Source organism: Endozoicomonas sp. ALB091 (genome assembly GCF_049310265.1).
Classification (GTDB): Bacteria; Pseudomonadota; Gammaproteobacteria; order Pseudomonadales; family Endozoicomonadaceae; genus Endozoicomonas.
The window spans coordinates 115260-133050 of sequence record NZ_JBLYNQ010000017.1 but is presented as its reverse complement, the minus strand read 5'-3'; the positions used below and the strand labels follow the sequence as shown (position 1 = coordinate 133050).

Genomic DNA, 17791 nt, shown 5'->3' with positions numbered 1-17791 from the left:
TCTGGCTTTAAACAATACACGACAACAAAAAATGATGTCGGTACAAAACACACCATTTCGATGAAACAAACAGGGCGATGCAGAAGGAAAAGCAACGCTCAGATCAAACTACTATCAATTTAGCGGTACCGAATAATAAAGCAAGAGGATTAGCCATGGACCCGGTCAATAAACCAACCTCTCCCTCACCACAGAAATTTCTACCCAACAAAGACAACGTCCGGGCAGCCAGTGCCGGGAAGTTATTTCATGGAAGGAAAACCGCTATTTGGCAAAGCGTCCGGACTCTTTTCAATAAACTTATTTTCTGGCTTGAAAAACCATTAAAAACCAGAACCATCAAAGTTCATGTCGCGAAGAGTAATGCTTTATCAGCGACCGAATTTAATAAACACTGTTCGGAACTTTTGCTGGCGATGATTGATGGAGACAACAGACGGCTGCCGCAGTTACTGGACGAAATCAGATTGAGCATCCCCACGGCCATCCCGGGTAAACAGCAACAGGAAATTGAGAGTTCAGAGATCATAGATCTGTTTGGAAAATGGTCTGAACAATGTACCAAACCTGCACTTGCACAATCACTGCGAAGGGATCTGCTCAACCCGGAATCCAACATAAGAAAGATATGGACGTCACAACGAGTACTTACGATGGAACCAAAAGACTTTTCACCTAAAACCTTTCAACGCCTCAATGATATCGAAGGACTCATGGGACAATTGGCAATAACATTATTCCCTAAAGAAATTGAACAGTTAATGCAGGATGTTGAATCCTGTGAAAGCAAGATAACATCCTCGCGTTTCTTGCAAAGATTTGCAGCAAATATCACCACTTGATAGACGAAGGTGGTCAGGGGCGAAAGAATTTAAAAAAATCACTATTATCACCCCGGGGGCAGGAGTATAGTCGTCGCCATAAGAATAGTTATCCATGTCGGTAGAGAGGGACCCCCATGAAAAGAATTCTGATTCCTGTTACCAATCACGCAACGCTGGGTACTACTGATCAGGCCAACGGTACATACTCGCCCGAGTTAACCCATGCCTTACAGGTATTTATGGAGCATGGTTGCACCTACGATATCACCTCCATTCATGGTGGTCAGGCACCACTGTATGGAACCGATATTGATGGTGATGAGATCAATAGTCGTGTTCTGGGTAATGAAGAATTCCAGAACCGTATCAACAACACAATCCCGGCCTCAGACATTAACATTGATGATTACGACGCGGTCTTCTATCCGGGAGGTTTTGGCCTGCTGTCTGATTTGTCGTCAAATGAGACGGTGGCCAGGTTAAGTGCCAGTCACTATGAAAAAGGTGGGATTCTGGCTGCGGTTTGTCACGGACCTGCGGCGTTATTACCGATTACACTGAGTTCAGGTGAGAAGTTACTGACCACCAAATCGGTCACTGGCTTTACCCGTGAAGAAGAAATTGATTTCGGCACCATCAATGACATCCCATTCCTTCTTGAGGAATCTCTCGCTCGCAATGCCGTCCGCTACAACAAAGTTCAGCCATGGCAGGAGCTGGTGATCGAAGATGATCGCGTGATCACCGGGCAGAATCCGGCGAGTGCTCATGCAGTGGCTGTTGCGGTGATCCGGTTGTTAAGTCGTTAACTAACTACTCAGGTGCAAACTGCAGACATTGATGTTCAGGACGGTAACCTTCAGAATGCTTGCCGGATTACGCTTAATCAAGCAGGCTATCCAGCCAGTGTCTTACGTTTGAAGCACTGATTTTACTGTCCTGGCCATTACCTGTCTCACAGTGCGATTTTTGATCGAGGTCTTCTGGCAAAAGCACTCTTCTTCAGCTTTTGCCCCATTCATCTAATACATATTTTAATGGAGTAAACCGTGGATACTTTAAACCAATCCCAAAACACCAATCGACAAATCCTGCTGGCGTCCAGACCCTCGGGGGCACCAACAGTTGAAAACTTTAAGTTAGTCAGCAGTAGCAAACCTGAGCCGGCTGAGGGCGAAGTATTGTTGCGAACGGTCTATCTGTCTCTCGACCCTTATATGCGTGGACGGATGAATGATGCCAAGTCGTACGCCGATCCGGTGGCTATTAATGAGGTGATGGTTGGGGGCAGTGTTTGTCGCGTCGAGCTTTCCAGGAATGCCAATTTTGCCGTGGGTGACTGGGTGGTTGCTGGTGGCGGCTGGCAGGATTTCAGCGTGTCCAATGGCGCTGACCTGGTCAAAATTGACAGTACGCTGGTCAAGCCTTCGTATGGCCTGGGTGTGCTGGGTATGCCGGGGCTGACAGCCTATATGGGCTTACTGGATATTGGCCAGCCTGAAGCGGGTGAAACCGTAGTGGTGGCAGCTGCCACAGGTGCTGTGGGCAGCCTTGTCGGTCAGATTGCCAAAATAAAAGGATGTAAGGTGGTCGGTATTGCTGGTGGCGCTGAAAAGTGTGACTACGCAGTTAAGAAATTGGGCTTTGACGCTTGCCTTGATCATTATTCAGAAGATTTACCAGCACAGCTGGCCAATGCCTGTGCAGACGGTATTGATGTTTATTTTGAGAATGTCGGTGGGCGTGTCTTTGATGCTGTTATGCCGCTGCTTAATCCTTCCGCCCGAGTTCCCTTATGTGGCCTGATTTCCCAATACAATGCCACTGCCTTACCGGAGGGGCCAGACCGGATGTCCGCACTGATGGGTACGCTGTTAGTCAAGCGCGTTAAAATGCAGGGTTTCATTGTATTTGACGACTATGGCCACCGGTATCCCGAGTTTTTCGCTGCTATGCAACAGTGGCTGTCTCAGGGACAAATCCATTACAAAGAGCATCTGGTGGACGGCCTGGAAAACTCGGTTGAAGCCTTTATTGGTCTTCTTGAAGGCAAGAACTTTGGCAAGCTTGTAGTTCGTGTCGGTCCCGACAACCTGGCTTAACAGGGGTTTTCCATGATTACTGTACATCACTTGAATGCATCCCGTTCGACCCGTGTGATCTGGCTTTTGGAAGAACTGCAAATGCCATATCAGTTAGTGCATTATCAACGGGATGAGAGTACCCGTTTAGCGCCTGCCAGCCTTGGAAAAATTCACCCCCTCAATAAAGCTCCGGTGATTGAGGACGGTGACGTGGTGATGTGTGAGTCCGGTGCCGTAATGGAGTACATTCTCGATCAGGACACCGAAAAGAGACTGCGCCCGGACGCTGGCACGCCCGGCTATTACCGCTACCTGGAGTGGCTGCATTTTGCCGAAGGTTCTCTGAGCCTGCCTCTGATTGCCAATCTGCTACTGCAGATGGAGCAAAGAGACGGTACCCAACCGCTGGACGGCTACCTTGCTAAAGAACTTGCCCTGGATTTTTCGTATATCGAATCCACCCTGGCGAATTCACCCTATTTCGCGGGCGATACCTTTAGCGCAGCGGATATTATGATGACCTTTATGCTTGAAATTGCCCAATCTCAAGGCGTGCTGGAAGGACGCACTAATACTCTCGCTTACCTTGAGCGCATGCACCAGCGAAGTGCTTATCAAAAAGCCAGAAGCTTTGGATAGCTATGATACTGAGTCAGTTTGAAAACCAGGAGGCTGACCGAGAATAGACTGCCCTACTGCGGTGGCAGCAAATTGGTCTAAAAAGTCGGAAATTTTTAGCAAATAGAACCACTATTCACTAAAAATTTCCGACTTTTTATCCTCAATTTTCTGCCATCCTCGCTACGGGGTCGCCTAGACGGGCGCTATTCTCGGTCAGCCTCCCAGGCGTTAATACCCGTTCATCCTGAGCTGTCGAAGGATAGTGCCACCGTACTTCGACAAGCTAAGAAACAGAGACCGATGAAAGCTCATTATTTTTTGTTTTATCCAATTCTTTTTGAAAGGCAGTCGCTTGCCTGGCAGCAATTCTTGCTTGCTCTCTATCACCGGTTTTTTTGAAAACGTGATAGTAACTCTTCTGGTAAACCCTCTGGTATGCCCTCTGGTAAGCCCTGCGTTTCTCGGATTTCGCATAAGCCCGTCGGACAGCCTTCCCTTTTTCGGACTGATTGTAAATCTTATTATTAATCTTCTGGGCAGCCCTACGCTTTTCGGACCGTTCGTAAGCCTTTCGGGTAGCCTTCCCTTTTTCGGAATGTACATAAGCCTTCTGGGAAGCCTTCCGTTTTTCGGACCGTTTGCGAGTTTGCCGACACACCCGTTCTTTATCTGGCTCACGGCAAGCTTTCCGTTTTTTGGACTGGGCATCAGCCTTCTGGTACGTCTTATCATGAGATATCGTCACAGACTCACCAGAGCCGGAAGTAGAAGCTTTAACATCCGACTCATTTACTGCAGTGCCTTTCAGTGTTGAAGCAGGTGGGGTGTGATTAGCATTGATAGAATATAAGTGAGCATTCGCTTCATCTCTCATACTCCAAACCCGATCAATTCTTCCTTCAGATGGAGCGGTAAGGATTTTAGTATTTTGGTCGGCTTGCCGGTATGCTCCAAGTCTGTGTGATAAGTCTATCGGTTCACCCTGTTCAGATTCTTGAAGATAAATAGCCCTGTCTGGCACTTTTTTAAAATGAACATCCCTGACCGGGTTATTGAAGCTTGCACCACATGGCACCAAAATACCTAAATATCTGACTGGTACAGTTTGTTCAACCTGCAGTCCAAATGCTAAACCTCTGTGCTGCGGCCAGCCATAAAAAACCAATCCATTGTTCGATATAACAGGCTCGTACGCTTTGTGAAACTCCAAACGCAGAAAGTGTGAGTTAAAATATGGATCAGTCATTGAATAATTGAATAATTGAATAATTGAATAATTGAATAATTGAATCTGAGATTATGACTGTTCTTTACTTAAAAAGTTCCCCTTTGATTCAGTCAGCTTGAAAACCGGGCAGGTGGGGAGGGCAATGGAGTTTGCTTCAGACTCATCTTTCTTGCTCTATTCGCTTCTTTTACAAAGGCAGTAGCTTGCCTGCCAGCGATTCTGGCTTTTTCTATATCGCCGGTATTCTTCAATACCGGATAGTAAGCCTTTCGGTAAGCCTTTTGGTAATTCCTTACATAAGCCTTCCGGCAATCCTTCTTGAAAGCCTTTAGCTTAACAGACTCCTCATGAATTCTCTGGGCAGCCTTCGCCGGTTCACTGGACTGTTCGTTGGCCTTCTGGTTAGTCGTGCGGTAAGACCTCTGGTAAGCCTTACGATAAGCCTTATATTTCTCTGACCTGCGGTAAGCCTTGTAGTAGGCCTTCCCCTTCTCTGACTGACGGTAAGCCTTGAAGAAAGCCCTGTAGTAAGCCTTCCCCTTCTCAGACTGACGGTAAGTCTTCTGGTAAGCCTTCATTTTCTCTGACCTTGTGCAACCCTTCTGGTAAGTCTTATCAGGGATAGTGGCCAGAGGTTCATCGGGAGTGTGCTGAACATCAGCAACTGATAAGCTTTGCGAGGTGAATTCCCCTGAACCTGAAACATTATTTCCTACAGTGCCTGTCAATGTTGCGGTGGGTGGGGGATGATTAGCATTAATGGCGTATAAGTGAGCATTCGCATCACCGGCCATACTCCAAACCCGATCAATTCTTATTTCTGATTGACCGGTAAGCGCTTTAGTATTTTGGCCGATTTGTTGGTATGCACCGGGTGTATATGATGAGCCTGGCAGTTCACTTTGTTCAGATTCATGAGAAGCAACAACATTGACTGGCATGTTTTTAAAATGAACATCACTGAATGGGCTATTGAAGCTTGCACCACATGGAATCAAGGGGTTTAAATACTTGACGGGTGCAGTTTGTTCAACCGGCCGCCCAAATGCTAAACCTCTATGTTGCGGCCAGCCATGCACAACCAATCCATTGCTCGACATAACAGACTCATAGGCTTTGTGAAACTCCAAATATAAGGAGTGAGAGTTAAAATATGGGTCAGTCATTGAATAATTGAATAATTGAATAATTGAATAATTGAATCACAAGCTAGGACTGTTCTTTCTTGTAAAAGTTCCGCTATAACATGAACTGCCCAGGGTTTATGTCAACCCAGCATAAAGAAATGCAATAGATATGAACAACGATGATGTAAAGCTGTTGACAAGCCAGCGCACGGCTGACGAGGAAGACGGTGGTCACCGTTGCTGGCTATGCCAAAGCAGCCATGCGCCAGGACCACCAACAGGAAATAGTTAAAGGCCGTAGAGCTTCGCCAGGTACTCAGCCACCGAGTGGTCATCACAATGACCAATACGCTCAAGTCCCGGCAGACTGTTCACCAGCGATGGGTCAGCATTACCCATCACCACACCTTTGCCGACGCTGGACAGCATCTCAAAGTCATTCATACCATCACCAAAAGCGATGGCATCCTGCAGACCATAACCTTTCAGCTTCAGCACCTCTTCCAGTGCTGTCCCCTTGCAAACGCCCGGTGCCATAATTTCAAAACACTCCGGCAGAGAGTAGGTCATATAAAACTGATCACCGTAAAGTTCACGGGCCCGGTCAGACAGTGGCAATAAGTCAGCGTGGGATTCCGCAACAAAAAAGATCTTCTGGATGGCACTGGTTTCAACCGCATCAAAATCAGCCATATGATAGGTAAAGCCGCTCGCCTTGCTGAACCCATGTAGGTCCTTATGCTCAACCTCAACCCGCCACTGCTCTCCCTGATAAACGCTGGTATGAACCTTATCTGCAAAGGGTTTTCGCAGGGACAATAATGGCTGCACAAATTCGGGGTTAATATCGTGCTGAACAATCATTTCGCCCTTCGGATTATGCACTCTGGCACCATTGCTGGTGATCAGATACATATCCACGCCAAGCTGTGATCTTATTCTTTCAACATCCTGAAAGTGGCGGCCAGTGGCAAAAATAAATTTGATACCTTTCTCACTCAGGCACCGAATGACGTCACGGGTTCTGGGAGAAAGTTCATGCTGTTTGGTGAGCAGAGTTCCATCAAGATCGGATACAACCACTGGATACATATAAATACCTCTATGCAAATCCTATTGCAGAAAACAGAGGAAGAGTATCCTGAGGAAGCAGGCAGTCCCTTCCCTTGAAAAAAATACCCGCTAACGTAAGTCCTGGTGGAAAATCGTTCAATCCGTAGTTTTCTCAATCAGGAGAACGCCAGCGCCCCATCCTGCACTGCCACGTTAATGGTATCACCTGGTTTATATCGACCAGATAGAATAGCTTCAGCCAGCGGGTTTTCTATGCTCCGTTGAATAGCCCGTTTCAATGGCCGGGCACCATACACCGGGTCAAAACCGACTTCTGCCAGCTGATCCATTGCCTCATCAGAAAGCGCCAGCCGTAGATTATTGTCCGCCAGCCTGCGATCCAGGTTAGCCAACTGTATGCTGGCGATGGATTTGATCTGGCTGGCACCCAGCGGATGGAATACCACTACCTCATCAATCCGGTTAACAAACTCTGGCCGGAAGTGCGTGCCTACCACCTCAATCAGGGTACTCTTCAGCTGTTCAAAATCGGTTTCACCGGTCTCTTTGTTCTGGAAGGTCTGAATAAGGTCAGACCCCAGGTTTGATGTCATGACAATAACGGTATTTTTAAAGTCTACCGTTCTCCCCTGACCATCGGTCAGACGACCATCTTCCAATACCTGCAGAAGAATATTAAAAACATCCGGATGCGCCTTCTCAACTTCATCCATCAACACCAGAGAGTACGGCTTACGACGTACGGCTTCGGTCAGGTAGCCACCTTCCTCATAACCTACATACCCCGGAGGCGCACCTAACAGGCGGGAAACCGAGTGCTTCTCCATAAACTCTGACATGTCGATACGGACGATGGCATCTTCCGTATCAAACAGAAATTCAGCCAGCGCCTTACACAGCTCAGTCTTACCAACACCGGTTGGGCCAAGGAACATAAAGGAGCCGTTAGGGCGGTTGGGGTCCGCTAACCCGGCCCGGGAGCGCCGCACCGCATTAGCAACCGCAATCACTGCCTCATCCTGGCCAACCACCCGTTTATGGAGCGCATCCTCCATACGCAGCAACTTCTCTTTCTCGCCTTCCAGCATCTTGGCAACCGGAATGCCTGTCCATTTGGACACCACTTCGGCAATCTCTTCTTCCGTTACCCGGTTTCTCAGCAGCTGATGTTCGCCGGTTTCCAGGGCATCCGCCTGGGCCAGCTGTTTATCCAGTTCCGGCAGGGTGCCATACTGAATTTCAGACATTTTGGTTAAATCCCCTGCCCGTCTGGCGGCTTCCAGCTCAATCAACAGTTTTTCTTTTGCTTCACGCAGCTTCTGCCCCCCTTGCAACTGGGCTTTTTCTGCTTTCCAGACATCTTCCAGGTCAGAGTACTCGCGCTCCAGTTCACCAACCTGCTCATTCAGCCTGGCCAGACGCTCCCTGGACGCTTCATCATCTTCTTTCTTCAGGGCTTCCTGTTCTATTTTGAGTTGAATCAGGCGACGTTCCAGTCGATCCATGGCTTCCGGCTTGGAGTCCATTTCCATCCGAATACGGCTGGCGGACTCATCAATCAGATCAATCGCCTTATCCGGCAGTTGTCGATCAGTGATATAACGCTGGGACAGTTTGACCGCAGCAATAATGGCCGGATCAGTAATATCAACCCCGTGATGCGCCTCATAGCGTTCCTTCAGGCCACGGAGAATGGCGATGGCATCCTCTTCCGTGGGCTCATCCACCAGCACCTTCTGGAAACGCCTTTCCAGGGCTGCGTCTTTCTCAATATATTGTCTGTACTCATCGAGGGTCGTGGCACCGACACAATGCAACTCGCCCCTGGCCAGCGCAGGTTTCAACATGTTCCCGGCGTCCATGGCTCCATCCGCTTTACCGGCACCCACCATGGTATGTATTTCATCAATAAACAGGATGATCTGACCTTCCTGTTTGGCCAGGTCATTCAGCACCGACTTCAGCCGCTCTTCAAACTCGCCACGGAACTTGGCACCAGCGATCAATGCGCCCATATCCAGCGATAGCAGCCTTTTTCCTTTCAAACCTTCAGGCACTTCACCATTGACGATACGCTGGGCCAGTCCTTCAACAATGGCGGTTTTACCGACGCCCGGCTCTCCAATAATCACCGGATTATTTTTGGTTCTTCGTTGCAGAACCTGGATCGTCCGCCGGATTTCATCATCCCGGCCAATGACCGGATCCAGCTTACCCACTTCTGCACGTTCGGTCAGATCAATGGTGTATTTGCTCAGGGAGTTTCGGGAATCTTCCGCATTCGGGTCGTCAATAGACGCGCCTCCGCGAATATTTTTAATAGCGTTTTCCAGCGCTTTCTGGCTGACTCCCTGACTGCTCAGTAATTTGCCCAGCGGACCACTGTCTTCCATCATGACCAGCAGCATGGTTTCACTGGAAATAAACTGGTCACTGGCCTGCTGTGCTTTTTTGTCCGCAAGGTTCAGCATTCGATAGAGGGCCTGGGACGTCTGAATATCACCGGTCGGCGATGACACCCTGGCCAGCTGTTCCAGCATGTCGGTCAGCTCACCACGAAGGGTGTTCACATCAAAGCCGACCTGCATCAGCAGAGGCTTGACCGAGCCTCCCTTCTGGTCGATGAGCGCAAGCAAAAGGTGGACGGGCTCAATCTGACTGTTATCTTTGCCAATAGCCAGAGACTGGGCATCAGACAGAGCTGACTGGAGTTTGCTGGTCAGCCGATCCATTCTCATAATGACCTTCTCCTACTCATGATCTCACTTCCGGTTTTTACTTTTAAATAGCCAGAAACAGATGATTTCATATGGTTAGGTATCTATATAGTGCTGGTGTGTGGCATTTCAAGGATGAACAGTAAATCGTAACTGCGAAAACATCTTTTTATTTAATCAACAGGAACCAATCACGCTTATTGCCAGTCTGCTCTTTTTGAACCCACCATAATGAGAATGAACTGATGAACTGTTTAGCTGGGATCAGCCGGTTAAATTTCAACCGGCAAAACCCTCAAAATGTTTCGACTCCAACAGATGCCTACCAAAAAAAACCACCAAACACCATTAACCAGTTTAAACACGGACAAATAGCAACAATAAGTTCACCAACCCGGCATTTACAAAGTTTCGATAACCTGACCGGAGACTTCGTAAGAAAAACATCCATTGCGCAAGTACCCTCAGAAAGCCAATGGATCGAACTGGCTGTTCGCAAAGTAGAACCAGCACCAGAGACGCCCCTTATGAGCACTTTCCAACCGATATCTGAGCCAGCAGATAACTGTTACCCACAAGACAACCGTTGTCTGATCAAACCCGACACCGATAAACAATAGGCTTCAGAATCCCATGACCACCATTGGACTGCTAACCGCACCTATACCAAACCACTCCCCCCCATTCCTGAATGAACCTTTCCCCTCCCCGAAACAGAAGCAGGAAACATTTAAGCGGGAAGGCAAAAGGCTCCGGGGAGGTCTGTATCAGGCCAGAGATGGCACTCTCCAGATCAGGGAGGCCATCCTTCCCGACGCATTTCCATCGCGACGGTAAGAATAGAAAAGATCAGACTGGTCATAACTACAGAACTCACCGCCGTACACCTTGTTAATGCCAAGCCTGCTCAGCCGCCTGCGCGCCAGCAAATAAAGATCGGCAAACCAGCGATCACCACGGCCGGGAATAAATGCTTCAGAGCAACCAGCATCTTCCGCCAGGAACTGCTCCCTGACTTCCAGTCCAACCTCAAAATTATGCTGACCGATGGCAGGCCCCAGCCAGGCCATAACGGTTTGGGGTGGCACTGCCATGGAATGCACCGTCGCTTCAAGAACCCCGCCCACTAACCCTTTCCAGCCAGCATGAGCGGCCGCGACCACCGTTCCTTCCAGGTTACAGAACAGAACCGGTAAACAGTCTGCCGTCAGCACAGCACAGGCTGCTCCCGGTTGGCAGGAAACCGAAGCATCTGCTTCCGTTTCCTGCTGATCAGCATTGGCATCAGCAACGGCAACACCATGCACCTGTCTTAACCACAGCGGGGATGTTGTCAGATCAAGGTCCTGCTCCAGTCGCTGCCGGTTTGCCCGAACCGTGTCCTGATCATCACCACAGTAGAGCCCGAGGTTGAAGCTGGAAAAACCAGCGTCACTCAGCCCACCCTTTCGGGTAGTCACTAACGCTTTAACACCCTCCGGTGCAGGCCAGTCGGCCCAGAGGAAGCGCTCACTGCTCACTCACATTCTCCTCTGCCTTAATCTGAGAGCGGCTCATTGGCAGCCAGACTGTCCAATAACATTTGGAAATCATCGGTCAGGGGCACCTCCCATTCCATATACTCACCCGTGGCCGGATGTATCAGACCAAGCTGACGGGCATGAAGGGCCTGTCGTCTGAATGCTCTCAGAACGACTTCCAACGCAGCCGGGCATGACTTGGGCAACTTAAGCCCCCCACCGTAAAGGTCATCACCCACCAGGGGGAAGTGCTGGTGACTCATATGCACACGGATCTGATGAGTTCTGCCCGTTTGCAGGTTAAGTCGGATATGGGTGTGCGCCTTATAACGTTTCACTACCCGGTAATGGGTAACAGACGGTTTGCCACCGCGCACAACGGCCATCTTCAAGCGGTTTTGCGGGTGTCGGCCGATCGGTGCATCAACCACACCCCCTCCCGTCATTACCCCTCGCACAACCGCCTCATATTCGCGATGAACCGTACGATCCTGCAGCTGTGCAACAAGGTCGGTGTGCGCTGCCGGGGAACGGGCAACCACCATCAGGCCGGTGGTATCCTTATCCAGCCGGTGCACAATGCCAGCCCGGGGCAACGCTGCATTATCCGGATAGTGATACAACAGGGCGTTGAGCAGCGTCCCAGTATAATTTCCTGCAGCGGGATGCACCACCAGACCTGCTGGCTTATTGATCACCATGATATGGTTATCCTGATAAACAACGTTCAACGGGATATTTTCCGCCGTCCATTGCCCTTCAGGCTGAACCTCAACGGACAGAGATAACTGTTCCCCGCCATAGAGCTTCTCTTTTGGTTTTCGGGCATCGCCATCCACCACCAGAAAGCCCTCACGAATCCACTCCTGAAGCCGGGCCCTGGAAAACTCCGGAAAACAGGCCGCCGCTATCTGATCAAATCGACGACCACCCTGATCATCAGGCACCGTGACACTCTCTTTGATGACATGTTTAGTAACTTCGCCCATTCAGCAACACTCAGTTCATAAATCTACTTTCAGTACCGACAACGCAAACCGCACATACCTGTAACCAGAACGCCGTAAAATCTTGTCTTTTCGTTTTCCGGCAGACTATGTTTAAATGCAGCTTTAGTAAGTCTTTTTATCGGTTTGAAGAGTTTATCACAAGAAGACTCTGAAGCCTGAGTGGTTGTCGAAAGCGACAGAAAATGATGTGTAAAGAGCACGGGACAAGTACGGAAACCAATCAACACCATGACCATCTTGACTGCAAAATTGCCCAGGGTACTGCCCCCGTTTCTCACCAGATCCATTTTGATGGTGTTTGCCACTATCCTTCTGGCGGGCTGTGCATCCACCGAAAATAAAGAGCAACTCCCGGAAGCCCTGTCTGAGCCTGAGCTTTACCAACTGTCCAGCAAGGCGCTTGAGGACGGTCGCTATTCCGAAGCCATTAAATCTCTGAGAACCCTGGAGTCCCGCTATCCTTTTGGTTCATTTGCTGAACAGGCACAACTGGATATCATTTACGCCTATTTCAAAAATGCCGAGCCGGAAGCCTCCAGGGCTGCCGCTGACCGTTTTATCCGCCTGCACCCGCAACACCCTGATGCAGACTACGCCTATTACATCAAAGGGCTGGCGTCCAACACTGCGTCCATGGGTCTGCTGGAGCGATACCTGCCAATGGATCTGACCCGCCGTGACCCTGGCCAGGCCCGGGTATCATTTAACGAGTTTTCTGAATTGCTGAGCCGTTACCCCGAGAGTAAATACGTGCCGGATGCCCGCCAGCGCATGGTTGCCCTCCGTAACCGGCTGGCCGAGTATGAAATTCATGCCGCTAACTATTATCTGAAACGTAAGGCCTATGTCGCTGCGGTCAACCGTGGGCGCTATGTTGTCGAGAATATGCAACAGACACCTGCCGTTCCCGAAGCCCTGGCCATTATGGTCGAAGGCTATCAACATCTGGAACTGCCAGAACCCGCCGGTGAGGCCCTGGAGGTGTTGAGGCTGAACTACCCGAACCACCCGGCACTGGACAAGAATGGCAATTTTGTAGGTTACAAGGTGTTTGAAGACGTTGATCCATCCATCTGGAGCACGCTAACCTTCGGCCTGATTGGCCGCTCCAAACCCAAAATTCAGGACGCACCTCCACCACAGCCACCTGTGGTGAATTGAGGCGATATACCTTTTCCAAGTCTATCTGGCTAGCACATGACCAAAACCGTTAAATGCCCACAGTGCGGAACAGCCGTGAAGTGGGTTCCCGAAAGCAAGTACCGTCCCTTTTGCTCAGAACGCTGCAAGCTGATTGACTTTGGTGCCTGGGCAAAAGAAGAACATACCATTCCGGGTGATCCGGCCTTTGATGACCTGATGTCCCAGGAGCTTGATGAGGTGCCCACCCGGCATTAAGTAGTCATGTTCAGGGCCTGTTGACGCTCAGGACGATATGCAAGCCAATAAAAAAACCGGGGATATCCCCGGTTTATGGCACTAATTTTCAAGCTTTGCTGCCATGGGCAAACGATGGCTTGAGATCAGGTGAGTCTCGAAGATTTATACCCCCTCTTCACCATTATTAGTCTTCACAGATTCCGAATCTTGCTTATCAACAGAAACCTCTGCACCAGGTTGGTTTCCAGTGGCATTTTGACCCAGCGGAGACAAGAGGATCACAGCAGGTTCTTCCGGTTGAAAATACAGGGCAGAATTATCAAACGACAAAGGCTGCTCACCTTCACCGCCTTCACCGCCTTCAATGCCTTCAATGCCTTCAGCTTTACCTGCATTATCATCGACGGAATGCGAGTCAAAATCCTCTTCGTTGATCTGCCCAAGACCATTAATTTTTGACTCTGATTCCCTGGCACACTCCTCCAGAGCCTTAAAGGCAACATGAACACCTTCTTCAAAATCCACCCTTTCATTATAAAATTGATCCATGCGATCCAACAAAATGTTCAACTGGCTTAAATTGATACTAACAACCCTCTTAACAGCCCCCGGCGCTAAAACGGTAAGGTTAAAGATTGGATCCTTCCCATCCTCATTCATTTCAACCTTTACAACAGAGTTAATATCTAAATTTTGCAACTCTTCACGACTTACCAAATTTTCCTCAGCCAGCACATCTTTCGAATCTTTCGAATCTTTCGAATCATGCATAACTTTGAAATCTTTAAAAAGGTCATTCAGATATTTCTCTTGCCAGGTTTTTTGCCGTTCCTTCGTCAACTCTTCTGCCATAAAACGGGTTATTTTCTGTTCCCTTACCAACTCTTTCTCCGTAGAAATAGACCTATTTGTTTCTCTGAAAGCATGTAGAAAATTAATACCTGCGATACTCCTTAAACTTTCAGTTTTATTCTTATGATGAATAGCAACAGCCTTGTAGTTTTCCCGATCCGTCTGCAGTTCTTTCAGTATTCTTTCCTGCCGTTTTAATCTTACGCCGTTGAATTGAAGCTCCTTATGCTGCCTGCGGATACAACGAACTTTAGATTCGCGCTCTTTATTGAATTTATCCTGTGCCTTCTTTAAAAGCTCTTGCTTTTCTTCATGAGCAATACGAACCAGAGCGTCAGCTTGACTTTCAGCACAAATATTAAGGTCCTCTTTTTCAAGCTTTGCTTGCCTGGCATCCGCTTCTGCAGCAGAAACCCTCTTAAGCAGTGCTTCTTTATCCGCTATCAGTGCTTCTTTATCCGCTTTCAGGGCCGCAAATTCTTCCATGGTTGGAATTTTCTTTTCAACTGCCTGTGTGGTTTCAACACGCCTGTCAGAAAGGTCTTTACCTCTAATACCGTGGATGGCATCACCAACCAGGGAAGGCAAGATTCCAAAAGGCACAAAGACTGCTGCAACTGCACGTCCAAGCCATTTACCGAATGTGCTTCCTTCGTCAAATTTTCTGGAAACACTATCGGCAACTTTGTGGCACCATCTCACGATGGTCCAATCTCTTTTGCGGGGTTCCACAACGGTTACTTGAGGTGCAGGTGCACCGATTGAGCTAGGCATAATAACTTCCTCTATTGGTTGTTTGTGATTTTTTAAAGTGATACTGATGTTTTAGAGAGGAAAATTATGAGTTGGTTCAATAGTCAGTTATAATTTTTAGGAATTAAATAATTTCTAGTTATTTAAAAATCATAATAAAAGCAAAACTGACCAATAATTGATAGGCCCTATAGCTCTGATCAGGCGTTCCGAAGCCAGAGAAAATCAGCCCCAAAAAGCCTGAATGGCGGCAATTCCCCGGGCACCCAGCTGCCGGGCAAGATGCGCATCTTCTGGATTCATCCCCCCAAGCCAGAACACAGGGACTTTTGCCATGCCAGTCAGCATTTTAGCCCGCTCCAACCCAAGAGGGCTGGCCTCAGGATGGGAAGCGGTTGCCTTGACCGGTGACAGGGTAATAAAGTCCACCGCCATTGCCTCAGCCGCTTTGATCTGCGCCTTATCGTGACATGAGGCGACCAGAAGCTGGCCGCTATGGCGCTTTTCAGGTTTAACCGGCAAACCCAGCTGACGGGAGGTCAAATGCAGTCCATGGCACCATGACTCTGACAAAAGGGAGAGATCCCCTTTGATGATCAGCGTCCCACCAGCGGCCTGAACGAAACTTGACAGTTCCCGCGCCAGCCGGAGATAGTCACCCGCCTCAAGCCAATGAGCCCGAAATTGAATCAGGCGAATACCGTTATCCAGCGCTGCCAAAACGCTGTTAAAGAGTGCTTCTTTTTCCGCAAAATGCCCGGTAATCATATAATGGTCAGGAAGTTGCAGCGCCCGGAGAATCACCTTATTGGCTTCAGGAAACTCATAGTCATTAAGACAATCCTTCTCAACCCACTGAATCAACTGACCTTCATTGCCTTTCGGCTCGCCCTGAATACCACTGACCACCCAAGTATCCAGTAATACGGACTTATCAGGGTAGTCATGGCGAATTTTGATGAGTGGTGAAAAAGTGGCAACGCCGATATCCAGCTCTTCGCGAAGTTCCCGGCTCAGGGCGACCCTGATATCTTCCCCGGGCTCGACTTTACCGCCGGGAAACTCCCATAATCCGCCCATGTGTTTATCTTCAGGACGTTTGGCCAGTAAAACCCGGCCATCGTCCCCAAGAATCACAGCAACTGCCACACGAACCACGCTTCTATTGTCAACCTTGCTTTTTTCGACCATAGCTTTTCGTTAGTAGCCTTTTCGTTACCAGCTTGTCAATAATCATTGAGGCAATGGATTCAGGTGCGATACTCGGCATTGATCTTTACATACTCATGGGATAAATCGGTCGTCCAGATCTCTTCGGTGCAATGGCCTGCGCCCAGGGAAATCCTGATCAGGATGTCCTCCTGATCCATTACTTTCTGGCCGGCCTCTTCGGTATAACCCACTGCGGGCTGGCCGCAGTCAACAATGGCGGTATCCCCCAGCCAGATGGATACACGGTCAATCTCAAGCGTAGGAATGTCAGCCCGGCCAACCGCTGCCAGAATTCGCCCCCAGTTTGGGTCACTGGCAAACAGGGCGGTTTTAACCAGTGGCGAATGGGCGACGGTATAAGCCACTTCCAGGGCGTCCTGATGGGAGGCCGCCTCTGCCACTTTTACAGTGACAAATTTGGTGGCTCCCTCGCCATCCCTGACAATCGCCTGGGCAAGCTCAACGGCCACCTCGCGAAGGCTCGCCGCTAACTTCCCGGCCAACCCGGAATCTCCGGCAGTGATTGCATCATTACCAGCCGCCCCTGTGGCAACCACCATAAAGCTGTCATTGGTCGATGTATCACCATCGATGGTGATCCGGTTAAAGGATTGGTTGGTAATGTCCAACAGCAGGTTTTGCAAAAACGTTTGTTCAACCGCCGCATCCGTTGCGATATAAGCCAGCATGGTGCCCATATTGGGCTTGATCATTCCGGCCCCCTTACTGATTCCGGAGACCGTATAGGTGGTTCCCTCATGTTCAAATTGACGACTGCTGCCTTTAGGTCGCGTATCGGTGGTCATGATGCCTTCAGCGGCATGTAACCAGTTATCTTCTTGCAAATCAGACAGCGCCGCTGGTAGTGCTGCACAGAGCGTATTGACCGGAAGCTGCTCACCAATCACGCCGGTTGAAAACGGCAGGACCTGACACTCATTAACGCCGGACAACGTCGCCAGCTCGGATGACGTCTGCCTGGCTGCCACCATTCCCTGTTCACCGGTGCCTGCATTGGCATTGCCGGTGTTAATCAGAAAGTAACGGGGATCACCGGTTAAGCGTTCCCGGCTTAAATGAACCGGGGCCGCACAGAAACGGTTAAGGGTAAAAACCCCGGCCACGGAGCTGCCCTTATCCCAGTTCATAACCACAAGATCCCGGCGGCCGGGTTTTCTGATACCCGCCATAGCCGTTCCCAGGCGAAAGCCCCTGACCGGTTTCACTGCCGCCCATTCCCCAGAACCCGTTGCCATGATTGACTCCATTGGTGATATCGTTGCTTATTCTTGACTGATTTTGTTGTTACGCCTTGAGCAGATGCTGATGCACAAACAAAAACGGGTCAGCCTGTTAAAGCTGACCCGCAGTTTAAGTTACCTGCCCTGA

General features: G+C 49.3%; 16 protein-coding genes. 7 read left to right on the top strand and 9 right to left on the bottom strand.

Going from position 1 to position 17791, the window contains the following annotated elements; all coding sequences use genetic code 11:
* Positions 1-77 precede the first annotated feature (77 nt).
* From ACO6UX_RS24510 to ACO6UX_RS24495, 4 genes are all read left to right on the top strand, one after another.
* A complete protein-coding gene (locus tag ACO6UX_RS24510; protein ID WP_422450982.1) occupies positions 78-842 on the top strand; it encodes a hypothetical protein in 765 nt (254 codons plus the stop codon).
* Positions 843-958: 116 nt separating this feature from the next.
* Positions 959-1633, top strand: coding sequence for a type 1 glutamine amidotransferase domain-containing protein (locus tag ACO6UX_RS24505; RefSeq protein ID WP_422450980.1), 675 nt, complete (start codon positions 959-961; stop codon positions 1631-1633).
* A 240-nt stretch (positions 1634-1873) separates the two neighbouring features.
* Positions 1874-2926: an NADP-dependent oxidoreductase gene (locus tag ACO6UX_RS24500; protein ID WP_422450979.1), complete on the top strand. Its 1053-nt coding sequence runs from the start codon at positions 1874-1876 to the stop codon at positions 2924-2926.
* A 12-nt stretch (positions 2927-2938) separates the two neighbouring features.
* Positions 2939-3547 carry a glutathione S-transferase family protein gene (locus tag ACO6UX_RS24495; RefSeq protein WP_422450977.1) on the top strand — a complete coding sequence of 203 codons (609 nt, stop codon included), beginning with the start codon at positions 2939-2941 and terminating at the stop codon, positions 3545-3547.
* A 265-nt stretch (positions 3548-3812) separates the two neighbouring features.
* Here the strand turns inward: ACO6UX_RS24495 and ACO6UX_RS24490 are convergent, their stop codons facing one another.
* The 4 genes from ACO6UX_RS24490 to clpB form a co-directional block, all read right to left on the bottom strand.
* The gene (locus ACO6UX_RS24490) at positions 3813-4775 is read right to left on the bottom strand and encodes a hypothetical protein (RefSeq protein WP_422450976.1); all 963 of its coding nucleotides are present in this window, start codon (positions 4773-4775) and stop codon (positions 3813-3815) included.
* A gap of 92 nt (positions 4776-4867) precedes the next feature.
* Positions 4868-5551, bottom strand: coding sequence for a hypothetical protein (locus ACO6UX_RS24485; RefSeq protein WP_422450974.1), 684 nt, complete (start codon positions 5549-5551; stop codon positions 4868-4870).
* Between the two features lie 621 nt (positions 5552-6172).
* A complete protein-coding gene (locus ACO6UX_RS24480) occupies positions 6173-6976 on the bottom strand; it encodes a Cof-type HAD-IIB family hydrolase (RefSeq protein WP_422450973.1) in 804 nt (267 codons plus the stop codon).
* A gap of 137 nt (positions 6977-7113) precedes the next feature.
* On the bottom strand, positions 7114-9696 hold the full coding sequence (gene clpB / locus ACO6UX_RS24475; RefSeq protein ID WP_422450971.1) for an ATP-dependent chaperone ClpB: 2583 nt from the start codon (positions 9694-9696) through the stop codon (positions 7114-7116).
* Positions 9697-9920: 224 nt separating this feature from the next.
* Between clpB and ACO6UX_RS24470 the strand changes: the two genes are divergently transcribed.
* Positions 9921-10295, top strand: a complete 375-nt coding sequence (locus tag ACO6UX_RS24470) for a hypothetical protein (protein ID WP_422450970.1) — start codon at positions 9921-9923, stop codon at positions 10293-10295.
* A gap of 147 nt (positions 10296-10442) precedes the next feature.
* Here the strand turns inward: ACO6UX_RS24470 and pgeF are convergent, their stop codons facing one another.
* Both pgeF and rluD read right to left on the bottom strand, forming a co-directional pair.
* Positions 10443-11195, bottom strand: coding sequence for a peptidoglycan editing factor PgeF (gene pgeF / locus ACO6UX_RS24465; protein ID WP_422450969.1), 753 nt, complete (start codon positions 11193-11195; stop codon positions 10443-10445).
* Between the two features lie 17 nt (positions 11196-11212).
* Complete coding sequence (gene rluD, locus ACO6UX_RS24460) at positions 11213-12184, bottom strand: 23S rRNA pseudouridine(1911/1915/1917) synthase RluD (protein ID WP_422450968.1); 972 nt, start codon at positions 12182-12184, stop codon at positions 11213-11215.
* A gap of 249 nt (positions 12185-12433) precedes the next feature.
* Between rluD and ACO6UX_RS24455 the strand changes: the two genes are divergently transcribed.
* Positions 12434-13366, top strand: a complete 933-nt coding sequence (locus ACO6UX_RS24455; protein ID WP_422450967.1) for an outer membrane protein assembly factor BamD — start codon at positions 12434-12436, stop codon at positions 13364-13366.
* A 36-nt stretch (positions 13367-13402) separates the two neighbouring features.
* Positions 13403-13603: a DNA gyrase inhibitor YacG gene (gene yacG / locus ACO6UX_RS24450; RefSeq protein WP_422450966.1), complete on the top strand. Its 201-nt coding sequence runs from the start codon at positions 13403-13405 to the stop codon at positions 13601-13603.
* A 144-nt stretch (positions 13604-13747) separates the two neighbouring features.
* Here the strand turns inward: yacG and ACO6UX_RS24445 are convergent, their stop codons facing one another.
* The 3 genes from ACO6UX_RS24445 to argJ form a co-directional block, all read right to left on the bottom strand.
* Positions 13748-15211 carry a hypothetical protein gene (locus tag ACO6UX_RS24445; protein ID WP_422450965.1) on the bottom strand — a complete coding sequence of 488 codons (1464 nt, stop codon included), beginning with the start codon at positions 15209-15211 and terminating at the stop codon, positions 13748-13750.
* A 204-nt stretch (positions 15212-15415) separates the two neighbouring features.
* Complete coding sequence (locus tag ACO6UX_RS24440; protein WP_422450963.1) at positions 15416-16381, bottom strand: Nudix family hydrolase; 966 nt, start codon at positions 16379-16381, stop codon at positions 15416-15418.
* Positions 16382-16440: 59 nt separating this feature from the next.
* Positions 16441-17658 (bottom strand): bifunctional glutamate N-acetyltransferase/amino-acid acetyltransferase ArgJ, encoded by a 1218-nt coding sequence (argJ, locus tag ACO6UX_RS24435; RefSeq protein ID WP_422450961.1) that lies wholly within the window; start codon positions 17656-17658, stop codon positions 16441-16443.
* Between the last annotated feature and the right edge of the window lie 133 nt (positions 17659-17791).